General features: G+C 75.3%; 27 protein-coding genes. 10 read left to right on the top strand and 17 right to left on the bottom strand.

The genetic code is table 11. From position 1 onward, the window contains the following. Positions 1 to 150: 150 nt before the first annotated feature. Positions 151 to 1278 carry a uroporphyrinogen-III synthase gene (locus ACFSBI_RS10555; protein WP_377934717.1) on the bottom strand — a complete coding sequence of 376 codons (1128 nt, stop codon included), beginning with the start codon at positions 1276 to 1278 and terminating at the stop codon, positions 151 to 153. Positions 1279 to 1385: 107 nt separating this feature from the next. Between ACFSBI_RS10555 and ACFSBI_RS10560 the strand changes: the two genes are divergently transcribed. Together ACFSBI_RS10560 and ACFSBI_RS10565 are read left to right on the top strand one after the other, a co-directional pair. Continuing rightward, the gene (locus tag ACFSBI_RS10560) at positions 1386 to 2105 is read left to right on the top strand and encodes a sirohydrochlorin chelatase (protein ID WP_377934719.1); all 720 of its coding nucleotides are present in this window, start codon (positions 1386 to 1388) and stop codon (positions 2103 to 2105) included. Beyond that, positions 2102 to 3334, top strand: coding sequence for an MFS transporter (locus tag ACFSBI_RS10565; RefSeq protein WP_377934721.1), 1233 nt, complete (start codon positions 2102 to 2104; stop codon positions 3332 to 3334). Before ACFSBI_RS10560 ends, ACFSBI_RS10565 begins: the two co-directional genes overlap by 4 nt. 52 nt (positions 3335 to 3386) lie before the next feature. Here the strand turns inward: ACFSBI_RS10565 and ACFSBI_RS10570 are convergent, their stop codons facing one another. From ACFSBI_RS10570 to ACFSBI_RS10585, 4 genes are all read right to left on the bottom strand, one after another. Next, positions 3387 to 4211 carry a PhzF family phenazine biosynthesis protein gene (locus tag ACFSBI_RS10570; RefSeq protein ID WP_377934723.1) on the bottom strand — a complete coding sequence of 275 codons (825 nt, stop codon included), beginning with the start codon at positions 4209 to 4211 and terminating at the stop codon, positions 3387 to 3389. 71 nt (positions 4212 to 4282) lie between these two features. Beyond that, complete coding sequence (gene galK / locus ACFSBI_RS10575) at positions 4283 to 5443, bottom strand: galactokinase (RefSeq protein ID WP_377934725.1); 1161 nt, start codon at positions 5441 to 5443, stop codon at positions 4283 to 4285. Further along, on the bottom strand, positions 5440 to 6567 hold the full coding sequence (galT, locus tag ACFSBI_RS10580; RefSeq protein WP_377934727.1) for a galactose-1-phosphate uridylyltransferase: 1128 nt from the start codon (positions 6565 to 6567) through the stop codon (positions 5440 to 5442). Before galT ends, galK begins: the two co-directional genes overlap by 4 nt. 40 nt (positions 6568 to 6607) lie before the next feature. After that, the gene (locus ACFSBI_RS10585; RefSeq protein ID WP_377934729.1) at positions 6608 to 7237 is read right to left on the bottom strand and encodes a GNAT family N-acetyltransferase; all 630 of its coding nucleotides are present in this window, start codon (positions 7235 to 7237) and stop codon (positions 6608 to 6610) included. A gap of 67 nt (positions 7238 to 7304) precedes the next feature. Between ACFSBI_RS10585 and ACFSBI_RS10590 the strand changes: the two genes are divergently transcribed. Continuing rightward, complete coding sequence (locus ACFSBI_RS10590; protein WP_377934731.1) at positions 7305 to 8507, top strand: hypothetical protein; 1203 nt, start codon at positions 7305 to 7307, stop codon at positions 8505 to 8507. An 88-nt stretch (positions 8508 to 8595) separates the two neighbouring features. Here the strand turns inward: ACFSBI_RS10590 and ACFSBI_RS10595 are convergent, their stop codons facing one another. Continuing rightward, the gene (locus tag ACFSBI_RS10595) at positions 8596 to 8811 is read right to left on the bottom strand and encodes a hypothetical protein (RefSeq protein ID WP_377934732.1); all 216 of its coding nucleotides are present in this window, start codon (positions 8809 to 8811) and stop codon (positions 8596 to 8598) included. A gap of 64 nt (positions 8812 to 8875) precedes the next feature. After that, positions 8876 to 9349 carry a MarR family winged helix-turn-helix transcriptional regulator gene (locus tag ACFSBI_RS10600; RefSeq protein WP_377934734.1) on the bottom strand — a complete coding sequence of 158 codons (474 nt, stop codon included), beginning with the start codon at positions 9347 to 9349 and terminating at the stop codon, positions 8876 to 8878. 82 nt (positions 9350 to 9431) lie between these two features. Here ACFSBI_RS10600 and ACFSBI_RS10605 point away from each other — a divergent pair, with 82 nt between their 5' ends. Together ACFSBI_RS10605 and allB are read left to right on the top strand one after the other, a co-directional pair. Continuing rightward, entirely contained in the window at positions 9432 to 10016 is a 585-nt protein-coding gene (locus ACFSBI_RS10605) for an NADPH-dependent FMN reductase (protein WP_377934736.1), read from the top strand. Positions 10017 to 10132: 116 nt separating this feature from the next. Next, positions 10133 to 11455 (top strand): allantoinase AllB, encoded by a 1323-nt coding sequence (gene allB / locus ACFSBI_RS10610; RefSeq protein WP_377934738.1) that lies wholly within the window; start codon positions 10133 to 10135, stop codon positions 11453 to 11455. A gap of 367 nt (positions 11456 to 11822) precedes the next feature. Here the strand turns inward: allB and ACFSBI_RS10615 are convergent, their stop codons facing one another. Continuing rightward, positions 11823 to 12587: a GNAT family N-acetyltransferase gene (locus ACFSBI_RS10615; protein WP_377934739.1), complete on the bottom strand. Its 765-nt coding sequence runs from the start codon at positions 12585 to 12587 to the stop codon at positions 11823 to 11825. 60 nt (positions 12588 to 12647) lie between these two features. On the opposite strand from ACFSBI_RS10615, the gene pucL reads away from it, so the two are divergent. Then, on the top strand, positions 12648 to 13547 hold the full coding sequence (pucL, locus tag ACFSBI_RS10620; RefSeq protein WP_377934741.1) for a factor-independent urate hydroxylase: 900 nt from the start codon (positions 12648 to 12650) through the stop codon (positions 13545 to 13547). A gap of 153 nt (positions 13548 to 13700) precedes the next feature. Here pucL and ACFSBI_RS10625 read toward each other — a convergent pair whose 3' ends face one another. Next, on the bottom strand, positions 13701 to 13874 hold the full coding sequence (locus ACFSBI_RS10625) for a CsbD family protein (protein ID WP_377934743.1): 174 nt from the start codon (positions 13872 to 13874) through the stop codon (positions 13701 to 13703). Positions 13875 to 14026: 152 nt separating this feature from the next. Here ACFSBI_RS10625 and ACFSBI_RS10630 point away from each other — a divergent pair, with 152 nt between their 5' ends. Continuing rightward, the gene (locus tag ACFSBI_RS10630) at positions 14027 to 14752 is read left to right on the top strand and encodes an HAD family hydrolase (protein WP_377934745.1); all 726 of its coding nucleotides are present in this window, start codon (positions 14027 to 14029) and stop codon (positions 14750 to 14752) included. Here ACFSBI_RS10630 and uraH read toward each other — a convergent pair. From uraH to ACFSBI_RS10645, 3 genes are read right to left on the bottom strand one after another with little or no spacing between them, the layout of a single operon-like run. Then, the gene (uraH, locus tag ACFSBI_RS10635; protein WP_377934747.1) at positions 14737 to 15069 is read right to left on the bottom strand and encodes a hydroxyisourate hydrolase; all 333 of its coding nucleotides are present in this window, start codon (positions 15067 to 15069) and stop codon (positions 14737 to 14739) included. The genes ACFSBI_RS10630 and uraH overlap by 16 nt on opposite strands. Next, the gene (gene uraD / locus ACFSBI_RS10640) at positions 15066 to 15554 is read right to left on the bottom strand and encodes a 2-oxo-4-hydroxy-4-carboxy-5-ureidoimidazoline decarboxylase (protein WP_377934749.1); all 489 of its coding nucleotides are present in this window, start codon (positions 15552 to 15554) and stop codon (positions 15066 to 15068) included. Before uraD ends, uraH begins: the two co-directional genes overlap by 4 nt. A gap of 14 nt (positions 15555 to 15568) precedes the next feature. After that, positions 15569 to 16789: an MFS transporter gene (locus tag ACFSBI_RS10645; RefSeq protein ID WP_377934751.1), complete on the bottom strand. Its 1221-nt coding sequence runs from the start codon at positions 16787 to 16789 to the stop codon at positions 15569 to 15571. Between the two features lie 28 nt (positions 16790 to 16817). Here ACFSBI_RS10645 and ACFSBI_RS10650 point away from each other — a divergent pair, with 28 nt between their 5' ends. Further along, positions 16818 to 17393 (top strand): nucleotidyltransferase family protein, encoded by a 576-nt coding sequence (locus ACFSBI_RS10650; RefSeq protein WP_377934753.1) that lies wholly within the window; start codon positions 16818 to 16820, stop codon positions 17391 to 17393. Positions 17394 to 17397: 4 nt separating this feature from the next. Here ACFSBI_RS10650 and ACFSBI_RS10655 read toward each other — a convergent pair whose 3' ends face one another. From ACFSBI_RS10655 to ACFSBI_RS10675, 5 genes are all read right to left on the bottom strand, one after another. After that, positions 17398 to 18222 (bottom strand): MurR/RpiR family transcriptional regulator, encoded by an 825-nt coding sequence (locus tag ACFSBI_RS10655; RefSeq protein ID WP_377934755.1) that lies wholly within the window; start codon positions 18220 to 18222, stop codon positions 17398 to 17400. After that, on the bottom strand, positions 18219 to 19451 hold the full coding sequence (locus ACFSBI_RS10660; RefSeq protein ID WP_377934757.1) for an allantoate amidohydrolase: 1233 nt from the start codon (positions 19449 to 19451) through the stop codon (positions 18219 to 18221). Before ACFSBI_RS10660 ends, ACFSBI_RS10655 begins: the two co-directional genes overlap by 4 nt. Further along, entirely contained in the window at positions 19448 to 20632 is a 1185-nt protein-coding gene (locus ACFSBI_RS10665; protein WP_377934809.1) for a pyridoxal-phosphate-dependent aminotransferase family protein, read from the bottom strand. The genes ACFSBI_RS10660 and ACFSBI_RS10665 overlap by 4 nt, the downstream gene beginning before the upstream one ends. Before the next feature lie 182 nt (positions 20633 to 20814). Continuing rightward, positions 20815 to 22335 (bottom strand): AtzH-like domain-containing protein, encoded by a 1521-nt coding sequence (locus ACFSBI_RS10670; RefSeq protein ID WP_377934759.1) that lies wholly within the window; start codon positions 22333 to 22335, stop codon positions 20815 to 20817. Continuing rightward, on the bottom strand, positions 22328 to 23413 hold the full coding sequence (locus ACFSBI_RS10675; protein WP_377934761.1) for an acetamidase/formamidase family protein: 1086 nt from the start codon (positions 23411 to 23413) through the stop codon (positions 22328 to 22330). Before ACFSBI_RS10675 ends, ACFSBI_RS10670 begins: the two co-directional genes overlap by 8 nt. Positions 23414 to 23498: 85 nt before the next feature. Between ACFSBI_RS10675 and ACFSBI_RS10680 the strand changes: the two genes are divergently transcribed. Continuing rightward, positions 23499 to 24212, top strand: a complete 714-nt coding sequence (locus tag ACFSBI_RS10680) for a YoaK family protein (protein WP_377934810.1) — start codon at positions 23499 to 23501, stop codon at positions 24210 to 24212. 62 nt (positions 24213 to 24274) lie between these two features. Further along, on the top strand, positions 24275 to 25276 hold the full coding sequence (locus ACFSBI_RS10685; protein ID WP_377934762.1) for a 1-phosphofructokinase family hexose kinase: 1002 nt from the start codon (positions 24275 to 24277) through the stop codon (positions 25274 to 25276). Position 25277: the final 1 nt, after the last annotated feature.

The raw sequence follows: 25277 nt of genomic DNA on the forward strand, positions 1-25277 counted from the left end.
CGCGGGCGCCGGGTCCGGCGTGCTGACGACGCTAGGAAGCGGGTGTTTCGGCGGTCGTCCCCTTTCGGGTCGGTCGCGTAACCGTTTCCTCTCACCCGGTCGGGGGCCCCGTCGGGCTTCTATGAAGATCCTGGGAGGAACGTGGGCGCGTCAGGCCACCTGGAGCCGGTAGCCCCGCTTGATCACGGTCTGGATGAGCTCGGGGTGCGGCATCGACCGGCGCAGGCGGCTCAGCGCCACCTCGAGCGCCCGGTCGTCGAGGGGGCCCGGCGCCGCCGCCGACAGCTGCTCGCGGGACAGCACCTGCCCGTCGGCGACGAGGAGCGCCTTCAGGAGCGCGAGCCCGGTCGGGGAGAGCGGCACCCGCTCGCCGGCCACGCGGAGGACCGAGCCGCGCAGCTCGACGGCGCCGAACGCGGACTCGACGCGGAGGACGCGCTCCCGCTCCAGGCGGTCGGCGACCAGCCTGATCAGCGCCCCCATCCGGAACCGGTCCGGCCAGACCACCGGGACGCCCGCCCGGACGAGGGGCTCCGCCGTCACCGGACCGACCGCGGCGACCAGCGGGCCGTCCCGGAGCCGGGCCAGCACGGCCGCGTCCCGTCCGGACGAAGCGGCGAGGTGCAGCAGGGCCTCCGCCGCCGGAGCGCTGGTGAAGGTGACGGCGTCCAGGGCGCCCGCGACGAGTGCCGTCAGGAGGCGTTCGACGCGGTCGTCCGCCGCGTCCGGCGCGAGCCAGCGGTAGGGCGTGACCGGCAGGACGGTGTGCCCGGCGGCCCGCAGGCGGTCGAGCTGCGCCTCGTCCGTGAAGCCGTGCTGCTGCACCGCGAAGACCACCGGCTGGACGAAGCGCTGCAGCGCGAGGTCGATGAGGCTCTCCGTGGTCTCGCGCTCGCTGATGCCCTCGTCCTCGAGCCCCGCCGCGCGCACCCCGCCCCGCGCCTTCGGGCCGCGCACGAGCACGGCACTCGGCCGCAGGGCGTCGAGCAGCTCCTCCCCCAGCCCATGCGCGTCCGCGACCTCGAACCAGCGCCCGATGCCGTAGGAGGTGGTGGCGAGCAGCGCCCTCGGTCGCGCCGCGACGATCGCCTGCGTCTCGGCGAGGACGGCGGCCTCGTCCTCCGCCGGGGCCATGCGGACGGTCGGCGCGTGGAGCACCTCCGCACCGCGGCGCCGGAGGGCGTCGACGAGGTCGGCGCTGCGCCGGTCGGCGGTCACCCCGATGCGGAAGCCCTCGAGCGGCCGCGGCGCGGGGCCGGACGCCGGCGTCGTGCACATCACCGCACCTCCCGGTCGTCGCCAGCACGCTAGCCCGCGCCGGTTTCCGGGGTGTGACGCCGGACCGGGTGGAGGCCGGGTACGGTCGGCGCCATGCGGAGCCGCCCGTGGAGCTGACCACCGCGCGACCCCGGCTGCTCGCGATCTCGCACGGCACCGGCTCGGTCGCCGGGCGCACCGCGGTCGGCGCGCTCGTCGCCGCGGTCCGGGCCCGGCACGGGGACGTCCGCGGAGGCTTCGTCGACGTGCTGCAGCCCGACGTCGCCACGGTGCTCGCCCGTCTGGAGCTGGACCGGCGCGGCGTCATCGTGCCGCTGCTGCTGTCGGCGGGCTACCACGTGCACGTCGACCTGCGCCGCGCGGTCCGGGACCGGAAGGACGCGGTGCGGATCGCCCGCGCGCTCGGCCCCGACGCCGCGCTCGTCGAGGTGCTCCGCGCGCGCCTGGAGCAGGCCGGGCTCGAGGGCGGCGACCGGGTCGTGCTGGCCGCCGCCGGGTCCTCGGACGCCCGCGCCGTCGACGACTGCCGGGTCGTGGGCGAGGCCCTGGCCGCACGCCTCGGGCGCGAGGTGACCGTCGGCTTCCTCTCGGCCGCGGAGCCCCGGCTGCCTGCGGCCGTGGGGGCCGCGCGCGACGGCGGGGGCAGGGTCGTGGTCGCCAGCTACCTCCTCGCGCCCGGCTACTTCCAGGACCGGGCCGCGCAGGCGGGCGCCGAGGTCGTGACCGACCCGCTGCTCGTCGCCCACGAGACGCCGGCGCCGGGACTCGTCGACCTCGTGCTGCGGCGCTACGCGGAGGCCGCGGCGCGCTTCGACGAGGCCGCGTGACCCGCTTCGCGCCGCTCCGGAACCGGGACTGCGCGACCTACCTCGTGCTCGCTGCGATGATGATGATGGCCGACAACATCGAGCACGTCATCACCTACTGGGTGCTGTGGCAGGAGTTCCGCTCCCCCGCGCTCGCCGGCTTCGCGGTGATCAGCCACTGGCTGCCGTTCCTGCTGCTGTCGGTGCCGTTCGGGCAGCTCGCCGACCGCTACGACTGCCGCCGCATCGTGCAGGCGGGGGCGCTGCTGTTCGCCGCCGTGTCGATCGCGTGGGGCGTGCTCTTCGCCACCGGGACGCTGTCGGTCGCGGCGGCCTGCGTGCTGCTCGTCCTGCACGGCACGGCCGGGGCCCTGTGGACGCCGGCGGAGCAGCTGCTGCTGCACGACTTCGTCGGCCGGGCGGAGCTGCCGAGCGCGGTCCGGCTCAACGCGACCTTCCGCAGCCTCGGGATCCTCTTCGGCCCGGTCGTCGGCTCGGTGCTGCTCTTCGGCCTCGGTCCCGTGGGCGGCATCCTCGTGAACGCGCTGATCTACGCGCCGCTGATCGTCTTCCTGCTGCGCACGCCCTACACCGGCCACCTCCGGGACGGCGGCGCCCGACGCGCGGCGGCGGGCCTGCGCGAGGCGTTCCGCACGCTGCGACTCGTGCGGACCGACCGCACCCTGGTGTCGATGCTCGTCCTCGCCGGCCTCGGCTCGTTCTTCGTCGGCGCGTCCCTGCAGACGACGATGCCGGCGTTCGCCGACCGGCTGGGGGCGGGCGGCGCCGGGCCCGCCTACGGCGCGCTGCTCTTCGCCGTCGGCGCCGGCGGCGTCGTGGGCGGTGTCCTGCTGGAGGCGACGGGGCGGGTGCCGTCGACCGTGGGCGCGTCGGTCGTCGCGACGCTCGCCTACGGGGTCTCGATCCTCGGCTTCGCCCTGACCGGCTGGTACTGGCTCGCGCTGCTGCTGCTCTTCGTCGGCGGCGCGGCGAACCTCGCCTCGATGTCGATCTCCCAGACCGTCGTGCAGCTGCTCGCGCCGCCGGCCGAGCGCGGCCGCGTCATCGGTCTCTACGGCGTCAGCGCGAACGGGCTCCGCCTCGGCAGCGGCTTCACCGTCGGTCTGCTGGGTGCCGCGATCGGCGTCGGCGCATCGCTCGCCGCGAGCGCCGCCGCGCTCTGCATCGGCACGGTGGTCGCCGGCTGGTTCGCCCTCCGCGGCCGCCGCGACACCCTCATATCGCGATAGTTGCCGCTGCAGAGGCGCTGACGCGGCAGCTATCGCGATATGAGGCGGGCCGTCAGAGGTCGACCTCGCCGGCGACCACCGTGCGGGTCGCGCCCGCGATCCAGGCGCTGCTCCCGTCGTCGCTGGCGAGCACGCGCCCGTCCGCGCCGAGCGCCGTGCCCTGCCGGACCGTGTACGAGCCCGCCGCGAGCCCGGTGCGGAAGAACCACGTCGCGATCCCGGCGTTCAGGCTGCCCGTCACCGGGTCCTCCGGCACGCCGAGGCCCGGCACGAACGCCCGCACCTCGTGGTCCGCGGGACCGTCGTCCGCGTGGCGGCCGACGACGCCGATCGGGAAGGGCATCGCGGCGAGGTCGGGCTCGAGCGCCAGCACCGCCGCGGCGGAGTCGAGGCGCACGGCCAGCCAGCCCGGCCCGTTGTCGACCCACTCGGCGTCGAGCACGGCGTCCCGCGGGATCCGGAGCGCGCCGGCTGCGACCGCGGCCTCCCCGTCGCTCGCGGGTCCGCCACGGACCAGGGGCGGCGCGGCGAGCGCCCAGCCGCCCTCCCGACGCCGCAGGTCGATCCGCCCGGCGGCGCACTCCTGCACGAGGGCCTCCGCGGTCGACCCCGTGTGCTCCGCCCAGGCGTGCGCGGAGCCGAGGGTCGGGTGGCCGGCGAACGGCAGCTCCTCCGCCGGCGTGAAGATCCGCAGGCGGTAGTCGGCGTCGCCGGTCGGCGGCAGCACGAACGTCGTCTCGGAGAGGTTCGTCCACCGGGCGAGCCGCCGCATCGCGCCCTCGTCGAGCCCCTCGGCGTCGAGCACGACGGCGACGGGGTTGCCGCCGAGCACGGAGCCGGGGAACACGTCGACCTGCCGGAAGGGGTACCGCGTCATGCTGCGATCCTCCCAGCGGGCGGGGGGTCTCGAGGCTCGCTGCGCTCGCACCTCGACCATCGGGAGACGGATCAGCGGAGGGCGCGAGCGCCCTCCGACGGGACCACCGTGAACGGCACCGGAGCCGTCCAGCCCCGGTCGGCGAAGTCCCGCAGCACGCGGTCCGCGAGGCCCGCGGCGTCGCCCCCGGGCAGCAGCGCGATCGCGCACCCGCCGAAGCCTCCGCCGGTCATCCGCGCCCCGATCGCCCCCGCGGCGCGGGCCGCCTCCACCACGGCGTCGAGCTCGGGCACGCTGATCTCGAAGTCGTCGCGCATGGAGTCGTGGCTCGCGTACATCAGCCGCCCGAACGCCGCGAGGTCGCCCGCCTTCAGCGCGGCGACGCTCTCCTGCACCCGCGCGTCCTCCGTGACGACGTGGCGCACGCGGCGGAAGACGATGTCGTCGAGCACCTGCTCGGCGCCCGGCAGGTCGTCGACCGTCACGTCGCGCAGGGCGGTGACGCCCAGCTCGCGGGCGCCGCGCTCGCAGGCGTCGCGGCGGTCGCGGTAGCCGCCCGTCGCGTGGCTGTGCTCCACCCGGGTGTCCACGACGAGCAGCACGAGGCCGGCCGCGTCGAAGCCGAGGGGCACCTGCTCGACCGCGATCGACCGGCAGTCGAGGAACACGGCCGCGTCGGCCTCGCCGAACACGCTGGCCGCCTGGTCCATGATCCCGGTCGGCGCACCGACCGCGATGTTCTCCGCCCGCTGCCCGATGCGTGCGAGCGCCGTGCGGTCGAGGCCGGTGCCCCACACCTCGTCGAGCGCGACGGCCACGGCCATCTCGATGGCCGCGGACGAGGACAGCCCCGCCCCCACCGGCACGTCCGAGTCGATCGCGAGCTCGAACCCGTGCACGCGCGACAGGTCGACGGCCCGCTCCCCGAATGCCCAGGCGACTCCGAGCGGGTAGGCGGCCCAGCCGTCGAAGTCGCGCGAGGCCACGCGGCCGAGGTCGGACTCCACGACCCGGTCGTCGAAGGTCGAGACGAGGCGGACGACGCGGTCGTCGCGCGGCGACAGGGCGACCGTGGTCGCGCGGTCGATCGCGAAGGGCAGCACGAAGCCCTCGTTGTAGTCGGTGTGCTCGCCGATCAGGTTCACGCGCCCGGGGGCCCGCCAGAGCCCGGCCGGCTCGCCGCCGTAGGTCTGTGCGAAGAGCGCGCCCACGCGCTCGGTGCCGACGGTCACAGCGGGCGCTCCGCGTCCGCCTTCGCGAGCGCCGTCCGCAGCCGCTCCGCGGTCTGCTCGGGCACCAGGTCGCCGATCCAGGCGCCCATCGCCGCCTCCGACCCCGCGAGGTACTTCAGCCGGTCGGGACCGCGCCGGGGCGACGTGATCTGCCAGTTCAGCCGCACCGAGTCGCGGTGCGAGTGCACGGGCGCCTGGTGCCAGGCCGCGATGTACGGCGTCGGGTCGTCGTAGAGCGCGTCGACCGCGCGCACGAGGCGCAGCGCCACCTCGGCGAGCTCGTCGCGCTCCTCGTCGGTGAGCGCCGCGAGGTCGGGCACGTGCCGGTTCGGCAGCAGGTGCAGCTCGACCGGCCAGCGGGCCGCGAAGGGGACGAAGGCGGTGAAGTGCCGGGTCGCCAGCACGACGCGCTCCCCCGCCTGCTCGAACGCGAGCAGGTCCGCGAACAGGTCGCCGTCGTAGCGGTCGATCTGCTCGAGCAGGCGCGACGTGCGCGGCGTGACGTAGGGGTAGGCGTAGATCTGGCCGTGGGGGTGGTGCAGCGTGACGCCGATCGCCTCGCCCCGGTTCTCGAACGGGAACACCTGCTGCACGCCGGGCAGCGCCGACAGCGCCGCGGTGCGCTGCGCCCAGGCCTCGACCACCGTGCGGACCCGGTTCGGCCACAGGTCCGCGAACGAGCCCTCGGTCCGCGGGTCGAAGCAGACGACCTCGCAGCGCCCGACGGAGGTGCGCGTGCGGCCGACGCCGGGCAGCGCGAGGTCGGCCAGTCCCTCTGGAGCCGCGTCCGCGTGGTCGGCGAGCGCCGGCCCGAAGGACGGAGAGCGGTTCTCGAACACGACGACGTCGTACTCGGACGGCACCTCCGACGGGTTCGAGGCCGTCTGCGGCGCCAGCGGGTCCGCCTCCGCCGGCGGCAGGAAGGCGCGGTTCTGCCGCGCCGACGCGATGGAGACCCAGTCGCCGGTCAGCAGGTCCTGCCGCATGGTCGCCGTCGGCGGGCGCTGCTCCCCCGGCCGACGGTCCTCGGCGCGCTCCGCGGGCAGGGTGCTGCCCTCGTCGTCGAAGTAGATGAGCTCGCGGCCGTCGGCGAGCCGTGCGGGGCGAACGACGATGTCGGGCATCCGTGACCTTCCCGGCCGCTGGGTCGGCCGGGACAGCAGCCTAACGAGGGGCGCCGCCCGCCTCCCTCGGCAGCCCGAGCCGCTCGCGCAGCCCCAGCCGCACCGCGGGCCACTCAGAGGCGATGATCGAGAACACGACGGTGTCGCGGACGTAGCCCGGCCGCAGCATGTGACTGCGGAGCACGCCGTCCTGCTTGGCGCCGAGCGCAGCGATCGCGCGGCGCGACTGCCGGTTGTGCCAGTCGGTGCGGAGCTCGACCGCGATGCAGTCGAGCACCTCGAACGCGCGGGTCAGCTGCAGCAGCTTGGCCGCGGGGTTGACCGCGGTGCGCTGGGCGGACGCGGCGAGCCAGGTCGAGCCGATCTCGAGCCGACGGTTCGGCGCGTCGAGGTTCATGTACGTCGTCATCCCGACCGGGGTGCCGTCCGGCAGGCACGTCGCCCAGGGGGCCATCGTCCCGGCGCGCTGCAGGGCGAGCCGGCGCTCGATCTCCGCCGGCACCTCGTCCGGCGCGGGCACGCTGGTGGACCACTTGCGCCAGACATCGCCGTCCGCGGCCGCCGCGGCGAGCCCGTCGGCGTGGTGCCGGGCGAGGGGCTCGAGGCGGACCAGGCCGGACTCGAGCAGGACGGGATCGCTGAAGGAGCGCACGGCGCGATTGAAGCGCATGCCGTCGCCCGGCCGACCGGCGGCCGGGCGGACGGGACTCGGACCGCTCGCATGACACCATCGGTCCGTGACGGTCGACCGGGCGGCGACGGCCGACCTCCGGGCGGTCATGCCCCGCCCGACCCTCCGGGCGGGGTCGCTGGTACTGCACTGCCTCGCGCTCTTCGCCGCCGCCAGGACGGTGACGAGCGTCTTCCTGCTCTGGCTGACGACGCAGACCACCGCGGCCTCGGAGGCGGGGGCCTCCCCGTCGTTCACGGGACTTTCCAGCGTCTGGGACGGGCGCTGGTACCGACGCATCGCCTACGGCGGCTACCCGGCGACGCTGCCGGTCGACGCGCACGGGCAGGTGCTGCAGAACGAGTGGGCGTTCCTGCCCGGCTACCCGTTCGTGACCCGGGTCGTCTCGACGATCACGGGCGCGGACTGGTCCGCCGCCGCGGTCGGCACCGCCCTCGTGCTCGGGGCCGCGGCGGCCGTGCTGCTCGGGCTGCTGCTGGCACCGCACGTGGGCGCGGACCGCGCACTGCTCGCCGTGGCCCTCTTCTCGTTCTCGCCCGTCGCCTTCATGCTGCAGACGGCGTACGCGGACTCGATGATGCTCTGCCTCGTCTTCGGCGCCCTCCTCCTCGTCGATCGGGGCCGGAGCGGGTGGGCGATCCCCGTCGTGATCGCCGCGTCGCTGACGCGGCCCGGCGTCCTCGCCGTCGCCCTCGCCGTCGCGCTCGTGCTGCTGCAGCGCTGGCGGGAGGAGCGGCGCTGGACGCGCCGCACGACCTGGGACCTCGCGCTGCTCGCGGTCGCAGGGGTCGGCGGGCTCGCCTGGCCGCTGATCGCCGGGTCCGCGACGGGACGGGCGGACGCCTACGTGCTGACGGAGATCGCGTGGCGGGCGCCGTGGACCGGCAGCGCCGTGTTCACGCCGTTCGAGCCCTGGCTGTTCGTCGCGCAGCAGCTGTTCGGCATCGCCGGGCCGCCCGTGCTCGGCCTGGTGGTCGGCGCGACCGCGTGGTTCGTCCTGATCCCGGCGAGGCGCCTCGGGCGCACCGCACGCATCTGGGTCGGGGCCTACGCGCTGTACCTGCTCGCCGTGTTCATGCCGCAGACGAGCCTGCCGCGCCTGCTCATGCCGATGGCGCCCGCTCTCGGCGCGATCAGGACGCCGAGCCGCACGGTCGCGATCGCGCTCGTCGCCCTCTCGACGGTGCTGCAGCTCCTGTGGTGCTGGTGCACCTACGGGCCCGTCAAGACCTGGCTCACGGTCCCCTGACGGTCCAGGACGACGGAGCGGCCGCCGCGACGACACGTCGCGGCGCCCCCCCGCTCGGCCGTGTCCTCGCTCCTGAGAGCGCGAGCCGCTACTCCTCGAGCTTCAGCGCGATGCCGAGGGCGAAGAACGTCGGCGCCCAGTGGCCGACGAAGATCCCCCAGCGGTCCGACTGCGCCTTGTCCCGCTGGTCCTTGGCCTGGGAGATGCCCCACGCCGCGAAGCTGAGACCGATGGAGACGAAGCCGCCCCAGTAGGCGTACTCGCTCTTGAAGCCGGCATCGACCAGTGCCTTGATGGGGTTCATCCGCATCCTTTCGTCAGGCACCCACGATGCCGACGCCGCCTGCGAGAACGCCCCATGCGGGACGTCAGTCCACGTGCTCCGGCTGCGGCACCCCGCGCTCGCCCACGACGCGCGCCGCGGAGCGCAGCACGCGCTTCTCGTCGACGTCCAGCGCCTCGACGAGGTGGCGGCGCAGCACCTCGACAAAGCCGCAGGTCCCGGAGGCGAAGGCGTCCCGGCCCGCGTCCGCGAGCTCCACCCAGGTGCCGCGGCCGTCGGTCGGGCAGCCCGCCTTCTGCAGCAGGCCGCGGTCGGCCATCCGCCGGACCTGGTGGGAGATGCGGCTCTTCTCCCACCCGAGCACGTCCGCGAGGGCTCCGGCGCGCAGCCGATGCCCCTCCGCGGAGGCGAGGCCGCGCAGCACCTCGAAGTCGGCGAGGGACAGCCCTGCGTCGTGCTGGAGCCGCTGCTCGAGCAACCGCTCGACCGTGCCGTGCATCGCGGAGAGGGCGTGCCAGACCGCGAGGTCGTCGGGCGCCAGGCCTGCCTCGTGCTCCATGGCCCTACAGTAGCAGCGCGTCGTTGACGCGTCATCGAGGTGTGATAGTAGTAGATACGTCAACCACTATCGGAAGGACCTCATGGCCGACCTCAAGATCGGCGTGGTGCTCGGCAGCACCCGCCAGGGCCGCCTCGGCGAGCACGTCGCGAACTGGATCATGGACCGCACCGCGGACCGCGACGGCGCCGACTACGAGCTCGTCGACCTCCGCGACTACCCGATGCCCTTCTTCGACGGCGTCTCGCCGGCCTACGTGCCGCCGAGCGACCCCGAGGTGCAGCGCTTCGCGGCCAAGATCGCCGAGTTCGACGGCTACGTCTTCATCACCCCGGAGTACAACCACAGCTTCTCCGGCGTCCTGAAGAACGCGCTCGACTCGATCTACCCCGAGTTCAACAACAAGGCCGCGGGCTTCGCCTCCTACGGCTCGCTCTCCGGCGCCCGCGCCGTCGAGCAGCTGCGCCTGGTGTCGTCCGAGCTGCAGCTCGCGCACGTCCGCACGCAGCTCGCCTTCAGCATCTTCACCGACTTCAGCGGCTTCGGCACCCCGGACGTGGAGTTCACGCCCGGCCCGCAGCACGAGGTCGGCGCCGAGGGCCTGTTCGGCCAGCTCGAGGCCTGGGCCGGCGCCCTGCGCCAGGTGCGCCAGCCCGTCGCGGCCTGACGCCGCTCCACGGAGCACCCGACCCCGCGCGAGGCAACCGCCCCGCGCGGGGTCCTCCGCGTCCGCGAGCGCATCGCGACACACGCCGGAAAAGTGCTGCTGCTTGAATCCGCGGTGTGCACCGCCTCGTCATCGCCGCCGACCGCGCGCTCGTGGACGGCGCCTTCCGACCCGCCGCGGTCACGGTCGAGGACGGCCGCATCACCGCCGTCGAGCCCCTCGGAGCGACGCCGGCGGAGGCGATCCGGCTGGCCGCGGACGAGGTCCTGCTCCCGGGCCTAGTCGACACGCACGTGCACGTCAACGAACCCGGCCGCACCGAGTGGGAGGGCTTCCGCACCGCCACGGCGGCCGCGGCGGCGGGCGGCGTCACGACGCTGATCGACATGCCGTTGAACTCGATCCCGCCGACGATCGACCCGGCGGCGCTGCGGGTGAAGCGCGAGGCGGCGGCGCGCTCCGCGCTGGTCGACGTCGGCTTCTGGGGCGGTGCGGTGCCGGCCTCGCTGGGGTCGCTCGAGGCGCTGTGGGACGCGGGCGTCTTCGGCTTCAAGTGCTTCCTCGCGCCCTCGGGCGTCGACGAGTTCCCGCACCTCTCCCACGAGCAGCTGGACCGCGCGCTCGAGGAGCTCGCCGCCTTCGACGGGCTGCTGATCGTCCACGCCGAGGACCCCGAGGTGCTCGACCGGCACGTGGGCGGCGGAGGGCCGGGATACCCGGCGTTCGTCGCGTCCCGCCCGCCCGAGGCCGAGACGACGGCGATCAGCGCGGTGATCGAGGGGATCCGGCGCACCGGCGGGCGCGCGCACGTGCTGCACCTGTCGGCCGCGAGCGCCCTGCCGCTCGTCGCCGCGGCGAAGGCCGAGGGCCTGCGGCTCACCGCCGAGACCTGCCCCCACTACCTCGTCTTCGACGAGGAGCACATCCCGGACGGCGCGACGCAGTACAAGTGCTGCCCGCCGATCCGCGACCGCGCGAACCAGGACGCGCTGTGGCGGGGCCTGCTGGAGGGCGTCGTCGACCTCGTCGTGAGCGACCACTCCCCCTCGACCCCGGAGCGCAAGTTCGCGGGCGGTGGCGACTTCCAGGCGGCCTGGGGCGGCATCGCCGGGCTGCAGTCCGGCCTGTCCGCCGTCTGGACCGAGGCGCGCCGTCGCGGCGTCCCGCTGGAGACCGTCGTCGACCGGTTCAGCCGCCGCACCGCCGACTTCGTCGGCCTGGGCACCAAGGGCCGGATCGCGGTCGGCGCGGACGCCGACCTGGTGGTCTTCGCGCCGGACGCCCCGTACGCGCTCGAGGCGTCGGGGCTGCGCTACCGGAACCCGGTCAGCGCGTACCTGCACCACGAGCTCGTCGGGGTCGTGCGGCGCACCCTGCTCGCAGGGGTCGACGTCGACCCCGCCGCGGCGCCGCGAGGGCGGCTGCTCGAGCGCGCCTGACGCTCAGCGGCGGGCGCGCCGCCCACAGGACGGGCAGACCCAGCCCGACCGGGCGGGTTCTGCGGCGCGCAGCATGTGCTCGCCGCAGCGGCACGTGCGCGTGCTGTAGGAGGCGGAGTCGTGGGGGACGGGCAGTGCGGTCATGTCGACCTGCTCACCTGAGGCCGATCGGCCTCGATCTCGGCGACCGGTGACGGAGCACGCGGGCCGCAGATCGCGGGTCGTCGTCGTGTCCACCGCTGTCCCGGCGCCGCCACCGATGGTAGTCGCCCGCGCGCCGGATGGGAAGACGCCGCGAAGTCGCCGCCTGGGGCTTGACACGCGCGAGAACGCACCTCGGCGGGCTCCGCGGTGCGGGTCGAGCGGATCAGCGGCGCCACTCCCACGGGGTCGTCGAGGAGACGCGGCGGAACCCGGAGCGCTCGAGGATCGGGCGGGAGAACTCGGTCGAGTCGCTGCTCAGGTAGCGGATCCCGCGGTCCAGCGCGGATCTCGCTCGGGCGGCCGTCAGGGCACGGTAGATGCCGCGGTGCCGGTGATCGGCCCGGGTCGCGCCGCCCCAGAGCCCCGCGAACGCGGTGCCGGGCACCGGCTCGAGCCGGCCGGTCGACACCACCTCGCCGCCCGACTCGGCCGCCCACAGCTCGCCGCCGCGCGCGATGCGCCGCAGCAGGTCCTCGGCCCGGTCCTCGGAGACCGGGTCGCCGAAGACCTGGTCGGCCATCGCGCTCGCGGCGCGGACGTCGTCCGGCGAGGTCATCCGTCGAAGCCGCACGCCCTCCGGCAGCGGCACGTCCCGGGCGAGCAGCCGCGCCTCCCCGATCATGATCGACTCGGCCTCCCCCTCCTCGAAGCCGGCCGCGGCGAGCGCCTCGAGCAGCCCGGGCGCACGGTCGTGCGCCCGGGTCTTCCACTCGACGACCCGGACGTCCGCGTCGGCGCGCAGCCGGTCGAGCGCGTCGCGCACGAACGGCGCGGGATCGCCGGGCGGCAGGTCGCGGCAGGTGATGAAGCCGAAGCCGTCCGGGAACACCGCGAGCAGGGCGGGCCCGAGGCGCATGGTGCGCAAGGCGCTGCGCACCTCCGCGTCCCCGCGCAGCTGGTCGTCGTACGCCGCGAGCAGATCGTCCACACCGATGATCCTGGCGCGGCCTTCACACGACCGAAACCTGCGCCTGGGAGGCTGCCGCCCATGGCGATCGTCCTCGGCCCCAACCAGTACGGGAAGGCGGAGACCCGCCTGGTGCGGCTCGTGCGGGACAGCCCGGTGCACGGGATCACCGATCTGAACGTCTCCTCGGCGCTGCGCGGCGACTTCGACGCCGCCTACCTCGACGGCGACCAGCGGAACGTCCTGCCCACCGACACGCAGAAGAACTCCGCCTACGTCTGGGCGAAGAAGGTCGTGCCGGACCCGATCGAGGCCTACGGCCTGGCGCTCGCGCACCACTTCGTCGACGACGTCGCGCCGGTCGAGGCCGCCCGGATCGAGATCGAGCGCTTCGACTGGACCCGCGTCGCCGTGGGAGGGGCGCCGCACGACCACACGTTCGTGCGGACGGGCCAGGAGGTGCGGACGGCCGCCGTCACGCTCGAGCCGCCCGCGACGCACGTGGTCCAGGGCTTCAAGGACCTGATCGTGCTGAAGAGCACCGGCAGCCGCTTCAAGGACTTCCTCGTCGACGAGTACACGACGCTCCAGCCGACGGACGACCGCATCATGGCGACCTCGCTGACTGCGCGCTGGCGGGTCAGCGACCCGGCCGCGGACCTCGACTGGAACGGGATGTACGCGGGCGTGAAAGCGGTGATGCTCGAGCGGTTCGCGACCCTCGACAGCCTCGCGCTGCAGCAGACGCTCTGGCACATGGGCCGGGCGGCGCTCGAGGCGTACCCCGAGATCGCGGAGATCCGGCTGGTCGCCCCGAACAAGCACCACTTCCTCGTCGACTTCACCCCGTTCGACGAGTCGAACGAGAACGAGGTGTTCCACGCCGACGACCGCCCCTACGGGCTGATCCAGGCGAGCGCCCTCCGCGACGACGCGGCGCCGGCGGGCGACGCCTGGTGGACCTTCGTCGACCTCGCCTGACGGCCGAGCGCGGCATCGCCTCCGGCACGACGAAGGGCCGGCGGGCGACGCCTGGTGGACCTTCGTCGACCTCGCCTGACGGCCGAGCGCGGCATCGCCTCCGGCACGACGAAGGGCCGGCGCCCGAGGCGCCGGCCCTTCGTCGTGATCCGCTCAGGAGTCGGAGGCGTCCTTCGCCTTCTCGGTCTCCATGCGGTCGGATCCCATGTCCTGGTCCTTGACGCCCTGACCGGTCAGCTCCGCGTCGTCGGTGCGCTTGCCGACGGCCTCCTCGGCCTTGCCGGCCGCCTGCTGGACCGCGTCCTTCGCCTTGTCTCCGATGGCCATGCCGTTCCTCCTCGTGGGTCGGACGTGTTCCCGACGTCCTCGGGTCCTCCACGCTCGCAGGACGCCCCTGCGGAGCGCCTGGATCCGGCGCGTCCCGGAGGCGGCTCCCAGGTTGCGGGACCTCGCCAGGCGCCGCACGACAGGATCGAGCGATGGCGCCCCCGCGACTGGTGCTGTTCGACCTGGACGGCACCCTGCTCGACGGCTCCGGCCTGCCCGCGGCCATGCGCCGCACCTGCGAGGCGATCGCGGCGGACCTCCCCGGGGTCTCCGCCGACGACCTGGTCGCGGCCAACACGGCGGCGTGGCAGCGACTCTGGCCCGAGGTCGAGGACGACTGGATGCTCGGCGGCCGGGACGGGGACGCGGTCGCCGCCGAGATCTGGCGGGCGGCGCTCACGGCCGTCGGCGCCGACGACCCGCGCCTGCTCACCGCGACGCTGCACCGCTGGACGGAGGAGGAGCGGGCGATGTTCCGCCTCTACGACGACGTGCTGCCGGCGCTCGACGCCGTGGAGGGCACCGGGGCGCGGATCGGGCTGCTGACGAACGGCGCCGGGACCGTGCAGCGGCGCAAGCTCGCGGCGACGGGACTCGGCGAGCGGTTCGACCCGCTCGTGATCTCCGGCGAGATCGGGCTGCGCAAGCCCGACCCCGAGGTCTTCGGCGTCGCGCTGCACCGGGCCTCGATCGGCGCCCACGACGCCTGGTACGTCGGCGACAACCTGTGGCACGACGTCGCGCCGGCCCGCGCCGCCGGGCTGCACGCGGTCTGGGTCGACCGGCACGACATCGCACCCGAGGACGGCTGGCCGCGCCCGGACGCGGCGGTCACGACGCTCGCGGCGCTGCCCGCGCTGCTTCAGGAGCCGCGGTAGGTCGAGTACGCGAAGGGGCTGAGCAGCAGCGGCACGTGGTAGTGCTCCGTGCCGCTCACCCGGAAGGCGATCTGCACCTCCGGGTAGAACGCGGGGCGCCTCGTCGCGTCGAAGTAGTCGCCCGTCGCGAACACCAGCCGGTAGACCCCGTCCGGCAGCCGGTCGGGCCCGAGGGCGCTGATGCGGCCGTCGGCGTCCGTCGCGCCGCCCCCGACCTCGCTCCAGCCGTCGTGGGTCTGCCGGTCGAGGGTGACCCCGACCCCGACCGCGGGCGTCCCGAACGCGGCGTCGAGCACGTGGGTCGTGACCTGGCTCACGCGTCCTCCTCGAACAGGGCGCCGAGGCGCAGCGCGGCGATCTGCCGCAGCTGGTCCTTCGCCTCGGCGGTCTCGTCCGCGGGGTCCTGCTTGAGACGGCGCTGCAGCTCGTCGAGGATCTCCTGCCGGCTGCGTCCCGCCGCGCGGATGAGGAACACCCGACCGAACCGCTCCTCGTACACCGCGTTGCCGCGGGCGATCGCGGCGTCGAGCCCCTCCTCGGCGCGGCCGAGCCCGGCCTGCTCGTCCGCCGAGAGGCGCACCGCGGTGCCGTCGCCGCTGGCCCGCTCGCCGATGCGGGGGTGGTGCGCGACCGCCTCGTCGAGGTCCTCGTCCGTGAGCCGGCGCGCGGCGGCGTCACCCGCCTCGACGAGCGCGGCCACCGAGTCGTACGGGCCGCGACCCGCGACCTCGTCCACCCACCGCCGGGAGCCGAGCGCCGCGGCCAGCCGTTCCCGCGCCCGGTCCGTCGAGGTGTCGATCACCGCGCCGAGCCTACTCAGGCGGCGCGGGCGGCCGGCCGGCTCGGCGAGCCCGCGGCCGGCGCCGCGAGCCCCGTGCCGACGACGAGCACCAGGACGACGAGCAGCGCGTTCAGGATGCCGACGTGCTCGCCGAGCACCCCGATGACGGGCGGGCCGACGAGGAAGGCGAAGTAGCCGATGGTCGCGACAGCGCTGACCGTCGCGGTCGCGGTGCGGGGGTCGTCGGCCGCGGCCGACATGGCGACCGGGAACCCCAGCGAGGCGCCGAGGCCCCAGAGCACCACGCCGACGACCGCGATCCCGTCGACGGGCACGAAGATCACGACGAGCAGGCCGACGACCGCGAGCGCAGCCGTGCCGCGGAGCACCGGGACGCGGCCGAAGCGGTCGAGCAGGGGCACCCCGCCGATGCGGCCGACCGTCATGGCGGCGAGGAAGACCGCGAGCACCGCGGCGCCGCCGGCGTTGTCGAGGCCGTGGCCGTCGACCATCGCGAGGCTCAGCCAGTCGTTCGCGCTGCCCTCCGCGAACGCCATGCCGAGCGCGACCGCCCCGATCAGGAGCACGCGGCGGTCGCGCCAGACGGACAGCCGGTCGCGCCAGGTGCTCGGGGCGACCTCGGCGGTCGCGTCGATCGGCTGCTCGGCGGGCTGGAGGAAGCGGACGAGGACGACCGTGGTCGCGAGGGCCACGACGCCGACGCCGGCGAAGTGGACCGCGATCGGCACACCGGCCGCCTCGAGCAGCGACCCGAGGGCGGCGCCCAGGACGGTGCCGCCGCTGAACGACGCGTGGAACAGGGGCATGATCGTGCGGCCGATCGCGCGCTCGTTCGCCGCGCCGGAGAGGTTCATGGCGACGTCGACCACGCTCGAGAGCCCGACGACCAGGAGGATCACGAAGATCGCCGCGAACGACGGAGCGACCGCGACGACCAGTCCGAGCGCGATCATCGCCACGCTGACGGCGGCGTAGACGACGAGGATCGTCCGCGTCGCGCCGAGCCTCGCGATGATGTGGCTCGCCGCGATCAGACCCGTGATCGATCCGGCGCTGATCCCGATGATCAGGAAACCCATCTCCTGGGTGCTCGCGCCCAGCAGGTCGCGGATGCCGGGGACCCGGCTCGCCCAGGTCGCGAACACCAGCCCGGTGAGGGCGAAGATGGTGAAGACCGCCGTGCGCCAGTGCCGCAGCTCCTTCGCGGGACGGGCACGGGGGGCGGTCCTGGTCACCAGCAGGACCCTATCGGCGGAGGTGCGGGTGACGACGGTCGGACTGGTGCTCGCGGCGGGCGCGGGTCGCCGGTTCGGCGGCCCGAAGGCGCTCGCCCGGACGGGCGGCGGGGAGCCGTGGACCGCCCGCGCGGCCCGGACGCTCCGGGCGGGCGGATGCGACGACGTCCTCGTCGTGCTGGGCGCCGAGGAGGAGGCCGCGCGGGCGCTCCTGCCGCGGGACGTGCGGGTGGTCCTGGCGCCCCGCTGGCGCGACGGCGTCGGCGCCTCCCTGTCCGCCGGCGTCGCCGCGCTGCCGGCGGCGGACACCGCCGTCGTCGTCCCCGTGGACCTCCCCGGCCTGCCCGCGGCGGTGGTCGCACGCGTGCTCGACGCGGTGCCCGATCGCGGAGACCTGGCCAGGGCCGTCTACGCCGGGGCGCCCGGCCACCCCGTGGCGCTCGGGGCGGACCACTGGCGCGCCTTCCGCGACGACCTCCGCGGCGACGAGGGCGGCCGCCGGTACCTCGAGCTGCACGGGGCGGCGCACGTCGAGTGCGGCGACCTCTTCGACGGCGCGGACGTCGACCATCGGGCGCAGCCGCCGACCCGCTTCGGGGACTGACGCGTCAGTCGGCCTCGAGCTCGCCGAGGGCGCGGTAGGCCGCGTCGATGTCCGCGACCCGTGCCGCTCCGGCCGCGCCGAGCCGCCGGAGCACCGCGTCGGCGAGCGCGGCCGCGAACGCGCTCGCCGCCGCGTAGGAGTCGAAGGCGCCCGCCGACTCGATCGGCACCGAGAAGCGGTGCTCGACCCCGGCGGCCTCCGGGGCCCCCGGCTCGGTCACCAGGACGACGGCGGCCGGCGACGAGGCGAGCGCCGAAAGGAGCGCCCGGGTGCCGGCCGGGCGTCGCCGCAGCGCCACGAGCACGACCGCGTCCCGCGGCGTGAGCCCCACCAGCTCCTCGCCGAGCGACTGCCCCTGCTGCGGCACGAGCGCGACGTCGGGACGCGCCTGCGCGAGCGCCTGCCGCAGCGGCATCGCCACTTCGCCCCCGCTGCGCAGACCGACGACGCGCACCCGCGCCGCGGCCGCCAGCACCTCGGCGGCGGCCTCGAGCGCGGCCGGATCGAGCTCGGCGGCGAGTCGCTGCAGGTTGCGCAGCTCCTGCGCGAGCAGCGCGGGCACGCGCTCGCCCCGCTGCTCCACCACGACGGGCAGGCCGGTGCCGCGCTGCGCCCGAAGCAGGTCGCGCACCTCGGACGACGCCGCGAACCCGAGGCGCCGGTAGAGCCGGGAGACGGTCGCCTTGGACACCCCGGTCAGCCGCGCGAGCTCGCTCGAGTTGTACAGCGCGGACTCGTCCGGGCGGGCGCGGAGGAAGCCGGCGACGCGCTGCTCCTGCGGGGTCAGCGCCTGCCACGCGCCGTCGATCCGCTCCGCGAGCCCGGTCACCCGCGCTGCCGCTCCGCCACGGCCAGCACCGTCGCCTCGAACGCGTCGAGGGCGGCCGCGACGTCCTCGCCCGTCACCGTCTCGTCCGGGTGGTGGCTGATGCCGTCGTTCCCGCAGCGCAGGAACAGCATCGCGACGTCCGCGACCTCGACGACCGCCATCCCGTCGTGCCCGGCCCGGCTCCACAGCCGGACGGGGTCGGCGTCGCCGACGGCCCGGGCGCCCGCCTCGACCGCGTCGACCAGCCAGGGGGCGCAGGTCGCGGTGTCGGCCCGGTAGAGCTCGTCCCACCCCCACCGGACGCCGCGGCGGTCGCACACCTCGCGCGCGAGCGCGTCGATCGCGGCGAAGGCGGCGTCGCGGGCCTCGTCGCTCTCGGCCCGGAGGTCGAGGGAGAACCGCGCGACGCCCGGCACCTGGTTGACCCCGCCGGGGAGGGCATCGATGCGCCCGACGGTGCCGATGGTGCCGGTCTCGATCGCGATCCGCTCGATCCCGACCACGATCTCGGCGGCGGCGACGAGGGCGTCGCGCCGGCGGGGGTAGGGGGTGCCGCCGGCGTGCCCCGCCCGGCCGGTCACCTCGAGCGCGAACCGCCGCGCACCGGCGATGGCGGTGACGACGCCGAGCCCCCGGCCCGCGTCGAGCAGGTGCGGCCCCTGCTCGATGTGGACCTCCAGGTAGCCGACGAGGTCCTCGCGCCGCCGTGCGGCCTCGCCGATCCGGGCCGGGTCCAGCCCGAACGCCGTCATCGCCTCCTTCACGGTGACGCCGGCGCGGTCGGGCGTCGCCAGCCAGTCGGCGCCGACCCGGCCGGCGAGCGCTCGGGAGCCGAGCAGGGCGTTGCCGAAGCGCGTCCCCTCCTCGTCCGTGAACCCGATCACCTCGAGCGCGAACGGCAGCGGTGCATCGCGCCGCCGCAGGCGGTCGGCGACCTCGATCGCGAGCAGGACGCCCAGCATGCCGTCGTAGCGGCCGGCGTCGGTGACGGTGTCGAGGTGGCTGCCGAGCAGCAGCGCGGGCAGGCCCGGCCGCATGCCCTCCAGCCGCCCGACGAGGTTGCCGGCCGCGTCCTCGCGCACCGTCAGGCCCGCGTCGCGCATCCAGCCGCCGACCAGCGCGTTCGCGGCGCGGTGCTCGGGCGACAGGTGCACCCGCTCGATGCCGCCGGGCAGCGAGCTGAGCGCGGCGAGCGCGTCGCAGCGCCCCAGCGCGCGCTCCGCGGTCATGCCGCCGCCCGGTAGACGCCCTGCGCCGCCTCCGTGCCACCGGCCGTCGGCACGGCGACCCCGTGCCGGCGCAGCACCGCCTCGAGGGCCGCGAGCGTCGTCAGCACCGCGTCCCGCCGGGCGTTGTAGCCCATGGTGCCGATGCGCCAGACGCGGCCGTGCAGCGGGCCGAACGAGGTGCCGATCTCGATCCCGTAGTCCTCCAGCAGCTCCGCGCGCACCGCGTCGCCGACCACGCCGTCGGGGATCTCGACGCCGACCACGTTCGTCATCCGGTGCGCGAGGTCGCCGAAGGGCGTGAGCCCGAGGCCCTGGACGCCCGCGAGCATCGCGTCGCCGTGCAGCCGGTGCCGCGCGACGGACGCGTCGAGCCCCTCCTCGAGCAGGACCCGCGCGCACTCGCGGGCGCCGTAGAGCATCGTGGTCGCCTCGGTGTGGTGGTTCAGGCGCTTCGGCCCCCAGTAGTCGAGGACCTGGCCGAGGTCGAAGTAGTTGGAGCGGATGCGGTCCGCCCGCACGGGGTCGCCGGGCGAGCGGATGCCCGCCTCGATGCTCTTGCGCGACTCGATCACCTCGACCGCCCGCGGCGACAGCGTGACCGGCGCGGAGCCCGACGGGCCGCCGAGGCACTTCTGCAGCCCCGCGGAGACCGCGTCGAGCCCCCACGCGTCGGTGAGGAACGCGTTGCCGCCGAGGCTCGCGGTGGTGTCGCAGTAGAGCAGCACGTCGTGCTCGCGGCAGATCGCGCCGAGGGCGTCCAGCGGCTGCGCGACCGTCGTGGAGGTGTCGCCGTGGACGACGGCGAGCACCTTCGGCCGCACCTCGCGGACCGCGGCCTCGATCGCCTCGGGCGCGAACACCTGCCCCCACGGCACGTCGATCACGTGCACCTCGGCCCCGCAGCGCTCTGCGATCTCGACGAGCAGATGGCCGAACCGCCCGAAGCGCGGCACGAGCACGCGGTCGCCGGGCTCCACCAGGCTCACGAGCGCCGCCTCGATGCCGGCCCGGCTGGTCCCGTCCACGAGCAGCGTCGCCTCGTTGGCGGTGACGAAGACCTCGCGGTAGAGCGCCTGCGTCTCGGCCATCGTCGCGGTCATGAACGGGTCGTACTGGCCCGTCAGCTGGGCGGACATCGCCTGCAGCACCCGTGGGTGCACGGTGATGGGGCCGGGTCCCATCAGCAGGCGGGGCGGCGGGTCGATCGGTCCAGCGCTCACGGCACCTCCTGCAACACTCGTTCCAGCGAGGACTCTAGCGCAACCGGTGTTTCACGGGCGTTTCGAGCCGTGCCGCGTCGCGACGCGGCACGGTGCGCGCCGTCACGACCGTGCCGCATCGCGACGCGAGGCGCTCCGGGAGCTCAGCCGAGCGACGCGGCCAGGTGCACCAGGGCGTCGTCGCTGTCGCGCGGACCGACGAGGCACAGGCCGAGCGGGGCGCCGCCGACCTCGAGCAGCGGGGCCGAGAGCGCGGGTGCGCCGAGGATCGCGGCGATGCAGGTGAGCCGGAGGGTCGCGGAGCGCGCCCGGTCGACCTCGTCGGCCGGCGCCGTCGACCGCGGGGCCGGTGCCGCGGTCGAGGGCAGCAGCAGCACCGCGCCCTCGAGCGCGGCGGCGAAGCGCTCCCGGGCGCCGTCGAGCGCGTCCCGCGCGCGCGCGGCCTCGTCGGCATCGATCCCGGCGGCGGCGCGGATCCGCTCGGCGACGGCGCCGGACACCGCTTTCGGGTGGGCGGTGAGCCAGGCCCCGTGCTCCGCCCACGCCTCGGCGGCCTGCACGACCCGGAACGCCTCCAGCGCCTCGGCGACGTCGCCGGGGTCCACCGCCTCGGGCGTCAGGCGCGCGACGCGGGCGCGGAAGACGTCCGCCACGTCCGCGTCGAGACCGTCGAGCAAGCCGGGGTCGACCGCGAACACGTCGGGCGCCGCAGCCGCGGGGGCGCCCCGGCCCGACACGCGGGAGCACGCCGCGAGCACCGCGCGCTCCCGCGTCAGCCATCCGACGGTGTCGAAGCTCGGTGCGAGCGGCACCAGGCCGTCGCGGGCGATGCGGCCGCGGGTGGTCCGGAGCCCCCAGAGCCCCTGGTACGAGGCGGGGACGCGGACGGATCCGGCCGTGTCGGTCGCGAGGCCGATCGCGGCCTGCCCGAGCGCGACCGCGCTGGCGGGTCCGCTCGACGAGCCGCCGGGCAGCGCGCCCGGGACCCGCGCGTTCGGCGGGGTGCCGTAGTGGGGGTTCGCCCCGGCGATCGAGTAGGCGAGCTCGTCGGTGCGGGCGATGCCCGTCACCTCGGCGCCGGCGTCGAGCAGGACCTGCACGGCGCTCGCGGTCGAGGACTCGACCGGGGCCTCCGCGAGGTGGGCGGGCACGCCCGCGCCGATGCGCTGCCCGGCGATCGCGAACAGGTCCTTCACCGCGACGCCGCGGCCCCGCAGCGGGCCCTCCGCGGCGCCGGCGACGAGCGGCGTCCCGACGACCCGCCAGACCCGGCCGTCGACCGCGGGTGCGGCGCCGCTCACGTGGGCGGCGAGCACCTGCCACCCGGCCGGCCCGCGCCGCCACGTCTGCGTCTGCAGCCCGTGCCCGCCGGCCACGGGCCGCAGCTCGGCGACCACCGTCGCGAGGTCCGGCCCCAGCACCCGGACGTGCACCGCGGCGATCTCGCGCGCGGGCGCACCGCCCCGGCCGCGCCGGAACGCCGCGATCGCCTCGTGCCCGACGAGCAGCCCTGCCGCGTCGCCGCGGAGCGTCGCGGGCCCCGCCGCGAACAGCGCGTCGAGGGCCGCGACGTCGTCCGCCATCAGGGCGGTCTCGTAGGCGCGGAAGGCGGTCAGCAGGCCCTCCGGGACGGCGGCGTCGGCGTGCACCGGCGCGTCAGCCATCGAAGTCCGCGATCCGGATGCGCGCGTGCACGCCCTTGACCAGGTCGACGACCTGCGAGATGTCGAAGTCGGTCGCCGCGGACAGGTAGGCGAGCGCGTGGTGGCGGTCCATGCCGAACCGCGCGTGGAGCAGCTCGATGGCGTTGCGGACGCAGTGCTTGACCGCCTCGTCGAGGTCCTCGTCGAGGCCGGTCGGGACCAGGAGCTCGGGCGTGACGATCAGCGGACCGCGCACCTCTCCCCACTCGGCGCGCGCCTGCTCCGCCGGCACGACGGTGAACCGCAAGGTCGCTCGCAGCGAGGCCTCGAGCGCGGTGAGCGCGACCTCGCCGTCGCCCTGCGCGAAGTGCGGGTCGCCGACGTAGGCGAGCGCGCCGTCGACCTGCACCGGCAGCAGCAGCGAGGCGCCCTCGACGAGCAGCTTCACGTCGATGTTCCCGCCGAACGCGCCGGGCGGCACGGAGTGCGGGCGCTCGTCCCCCGCCGCGGCGACGCCCATGATCCCGAGGAACGGGGCGAGCGGGAAGCGCGCCGCCCGCTCGCCCCCCTCGCGCAGCGGCAGCACCCCGACGAGGCCGCCGTCCCGCTCCTCGACCGCGGTGAACACGCTGACCGCGTCCGGCCCCTGCGGGTACTCCCCCGGCAGCGCGCCGCGGCCGTGCCGGTTCGAGATGACGCCGTACGGCACGCGCGGCTCGAGGTGGAGCACGTCGATCCGCAGCAGGTCCCCGGGGCGGGCGCCGTCCACGCGGATCGGACCGGTGACCACGTGGGGCCCGTCCGCCGGCTCGCGCCGGCATGTCCGGGCGACCTCGACCGCGTCGTCGAGCACGAGGTGCGCGGGGACGCCGCGGGCCGCGAAGTACGCGAGCGGGTCCTGGCCCTGGTCGGGCAGCAGCCCCTCGTGCGAGAGCGTGTCGACCGTCAGCACGTCGCCCGAGGCGAGCTCGACGACCGCCTCGTCCGCGGCGCAGGGCAGGCGCCCCCAGAGGACGGTGACGGGCGTCGCGGGCAGGTAGTGCTCCGCGTCCGAGCCCGGCTGCACCGCGGTCCATCCGGACAGGTCGACAGGGGCCACGGCTTCCCTCCGGTGCTCGACGTGGCCACACGCTATCGCTCGGCGAGCGCCGCACGGTTGGATGGGCGGCGATGGACGCGTGCGCATGCTGAAGGACCAGGACCGGCTGCACCTCGGGCTCATGCTCGCGCTCACCTTCTCCACCGGGGTGGTCGACGCGATCGGCTACCTCGGCCTCGACCGCGTGTTCACCGGCAACATGACGGGCAACGTCGTGATCCTCGCGATGGGCCTGACCGGGCAGGACGGCCTGCCGATCGTCGGCCCGGTCATCGCGCTCGTCGGGTTCGTGGTCGGTGCGGCGATCGCGGGGCGCGGGCTGAAGGGCGTGCCGAAGGGCTGGCACCGCCGCGACACCGTGATGCTCGCGGTCGTCGCCGCCCTGCTGCTGATCGCCCTGGTGCCGACCGCCTTCGTGACGAGGACGCCCGTGCCGCCGACGCTCGGCTATCCCGTCACCGCGCTGCTCGCCGTCGCCATGGGCATCCAGGCGGGCACGGCCCGTCATGTCGCGGTCACGGACGTCACGACCGTGGTCGTCACGTCCACGCTTGCCGCGCTCGCGTTCGACTCGCGCTTCGGCCGCGCGATCGGGCAGACCTGGGTGCGGCGGCTGCTCGCGGTGGCGCTGATCGGCCTCGGCGCGCTCGCCGGCGCCCTGCTCCTGAAGATCGCCTTCTGGGCCGGCCTGTCGCTCGCGGCGACGATCCTCGTGGCCGTCGCGGTGCTCGGCGCGCTCGGTCAGCGGGCCCACCACCGCGCCCGGGCGGCCGAGGAGCCCGCCTCCGCCGCTCGATAGGCTGCCGGGCACGCGTCGGCGCGGCACCGGCCCGACGTGGAGCACGAAGCGGAAGGACCCCCGTGAGCGGCGTCGTCACCCTGACCCCGGCCCCCGTGCTGGATCGCACCTACCTCGTGGCCGCGATGGCCCCCGGCAAGGTGAACCGCGCCGTCGAGGTCCACGAGTACATGAGCGGCAAGGGGCTCAACGTCGCCCGCACCCTGCACCTCGCCCGCACGCCGGTCGCGGCGGTGATGCCGATCGGGCGCGACGACGAGCACCTGCTCTTCCGCACCCCCTACCCGCACATCCTGCGGATCATGCCGATCCAGGGCCGCATCCGGGTGAACACCGCGGTCGTCGAGGACGGCGGCCGGACCACGAACGTCAACCAGTCGGCGATCCCGATGTCGACCGCCGACTGGCAGCGCGTCGTCGACCTCGCGGTCGAGCAGCTGCAGGACATGGGCGCCGACTGGATGTGCGTGAGCGGCACGCACCCGTTCAACAGCGACACGGGCGACTACGTCGACATGACCGAGCTCTTCGAGCGCACCCGGGCGGAGGGCGCCCGCGTCGCGCTCGACACGAGCGGGAAGCCGCTGGAGCGCCTGGTCGGCAGCGGGCTCGTGAACCTGATCAAGCCGAACGCCGACGAGCTGGCGAACCTGGTCGGCCGCAACCTCTACACGGTCGGCGAGGCCCTCGACGCGGGTCGCGAGCTGAACGCGCAGGGCGTGGAGGTCGCGCTCGTCTCGCTCGGCGCCGACGGCGCGCTCGCGATCAGCGGCGACGAGGCCTACTGGGGTGCCGCCGTCGCGCCGCGCCTCGTGAACACGACCGGCGCCGGCGACGCGACGCTGGCCGGCTTCCTCCGCGACTCGATCGACGAGGAGACGCGCATCGTCGGGGAGACGCCGGCGCTGACGCTCGAGCGCGCGCTGACGACGGCGGTCTCGTGGGGCGCGCTGGCCGTGTCGCTGCCGACGACGCTGATCTCCGGGATCGACGACGCCCCGGTCCCGACCGTCGAGGCCCCGGACCCGAGCCGCCCCCTGCTCGAGGCCACCCACCTCGTCTGAG

The sequence above is a fragment of the Amnibacterium endophyticum genome (assembly GCF_042680685.1).
Lineage (GTDB): Bacteria > Actinomycetota > Actinomycetes > Actinomycetales > Microbacteriaceae > Amnibacterium > Amnibacterium endophyticum.

Coding starts and splice junctions, on each gene's coding strand:
- ACFSBI_RS10630 (WP_377934745.1), top strand. CDS start 14,027: ATGGCGCCCCCGCGACTGGTGCTGTTCGACCTGGACGGCACCCTGCTC.
- ACFSBI_RS10625 (WP_377934743.1), bottom strand. CDS start 13,874: ATGGCCATCGGAGACAAGGCGAAGGACGCGGTCCAGCAGGCGGCCGGC.
- ACFSBI_RS10670 (WP_377934759.1), bottom strand. CDS start 22,335: ATGGCTGACGCGCCGGTGCACGCCGACGCCGCCGTCCCGGAGGGCCTG.
- ACFSBI_RS10595 (WP_377934732.1), bottom strand. CDS start 8,811: ATGAACCCCATCAAGGCACTGGTCGATGCCGGCTTCAAGAGCGAGTAC.
- ACFSBI_RS10585 (WP_377934729.1), bottom strand. CDS start 7,237: ATGCGCTTCAATCGCGCCGTGCGCTCCTTCAGCGATCCCGTCCTGCTC.
- ACFSBI_RS10660 (WP_377934757.1), bottom strand. CDS start 19,451: ATGACCGCGGAGCGCGCGCTGGGGCGCTGCGACGCGCTCGCCGCGCTC.
- ACFSBI_RS10665 (WP_377934809.1), bottom strand. CDS start 20,632: ATGGGACCCGGCCCCATCACCGTGCACCCACGGGTGCTGCAGGCGATG.
- ACFSBI_RS10570 (WP_377934723.1), bottom strand. CDS start 4,211: ATGACGCGGTACCCCTTCCGGCAGGTCGACGTGTTCCCCGGCTCCGTG.
- pucL (WP_377934741.1), top strand. CDS start 12,648: ATGGCGATCGTCCTCGGCCCCAACCAGTACGGGAAGGCGGAGACCCGC.
- ACFSBI_RS10605 (WP_377934736.1), top strand. CDS start 9,432: ATGGCCGACCTCAAGATCGGCGTGGTGCTCGGCAGCACCCGCCAGGGC.
- galT (WP_377934727.1), bottom strand. CDS start 6,567: ATGCCCGACATCGTCGTTCGCCCCGCACGGCTCGCCGACGGCCGCGAG.
- ACFSBI_RS10600 (WP_377934734.1), bottom strand. CDS start 9,349: ATGGAGCACGAGGCAGGCCTGGCGCCCGACGACCTCGCGGTCTGGCAC.
- ACFSBI_RS10680 (WP_377934810.1), top strand. CDS start 23,499: ATGCTGAAGGACCAGGACCGGCTGCACCTCGGGCTCATGCTCGCGCTC.
- ACFSBI_RS10555 (WP_377934717.1), bottom strand. CDS start 1,278: ATGTGCACGACGCCGGCGTCCGGCCCCGCGCCGCGGCCGCTCGAGGGC.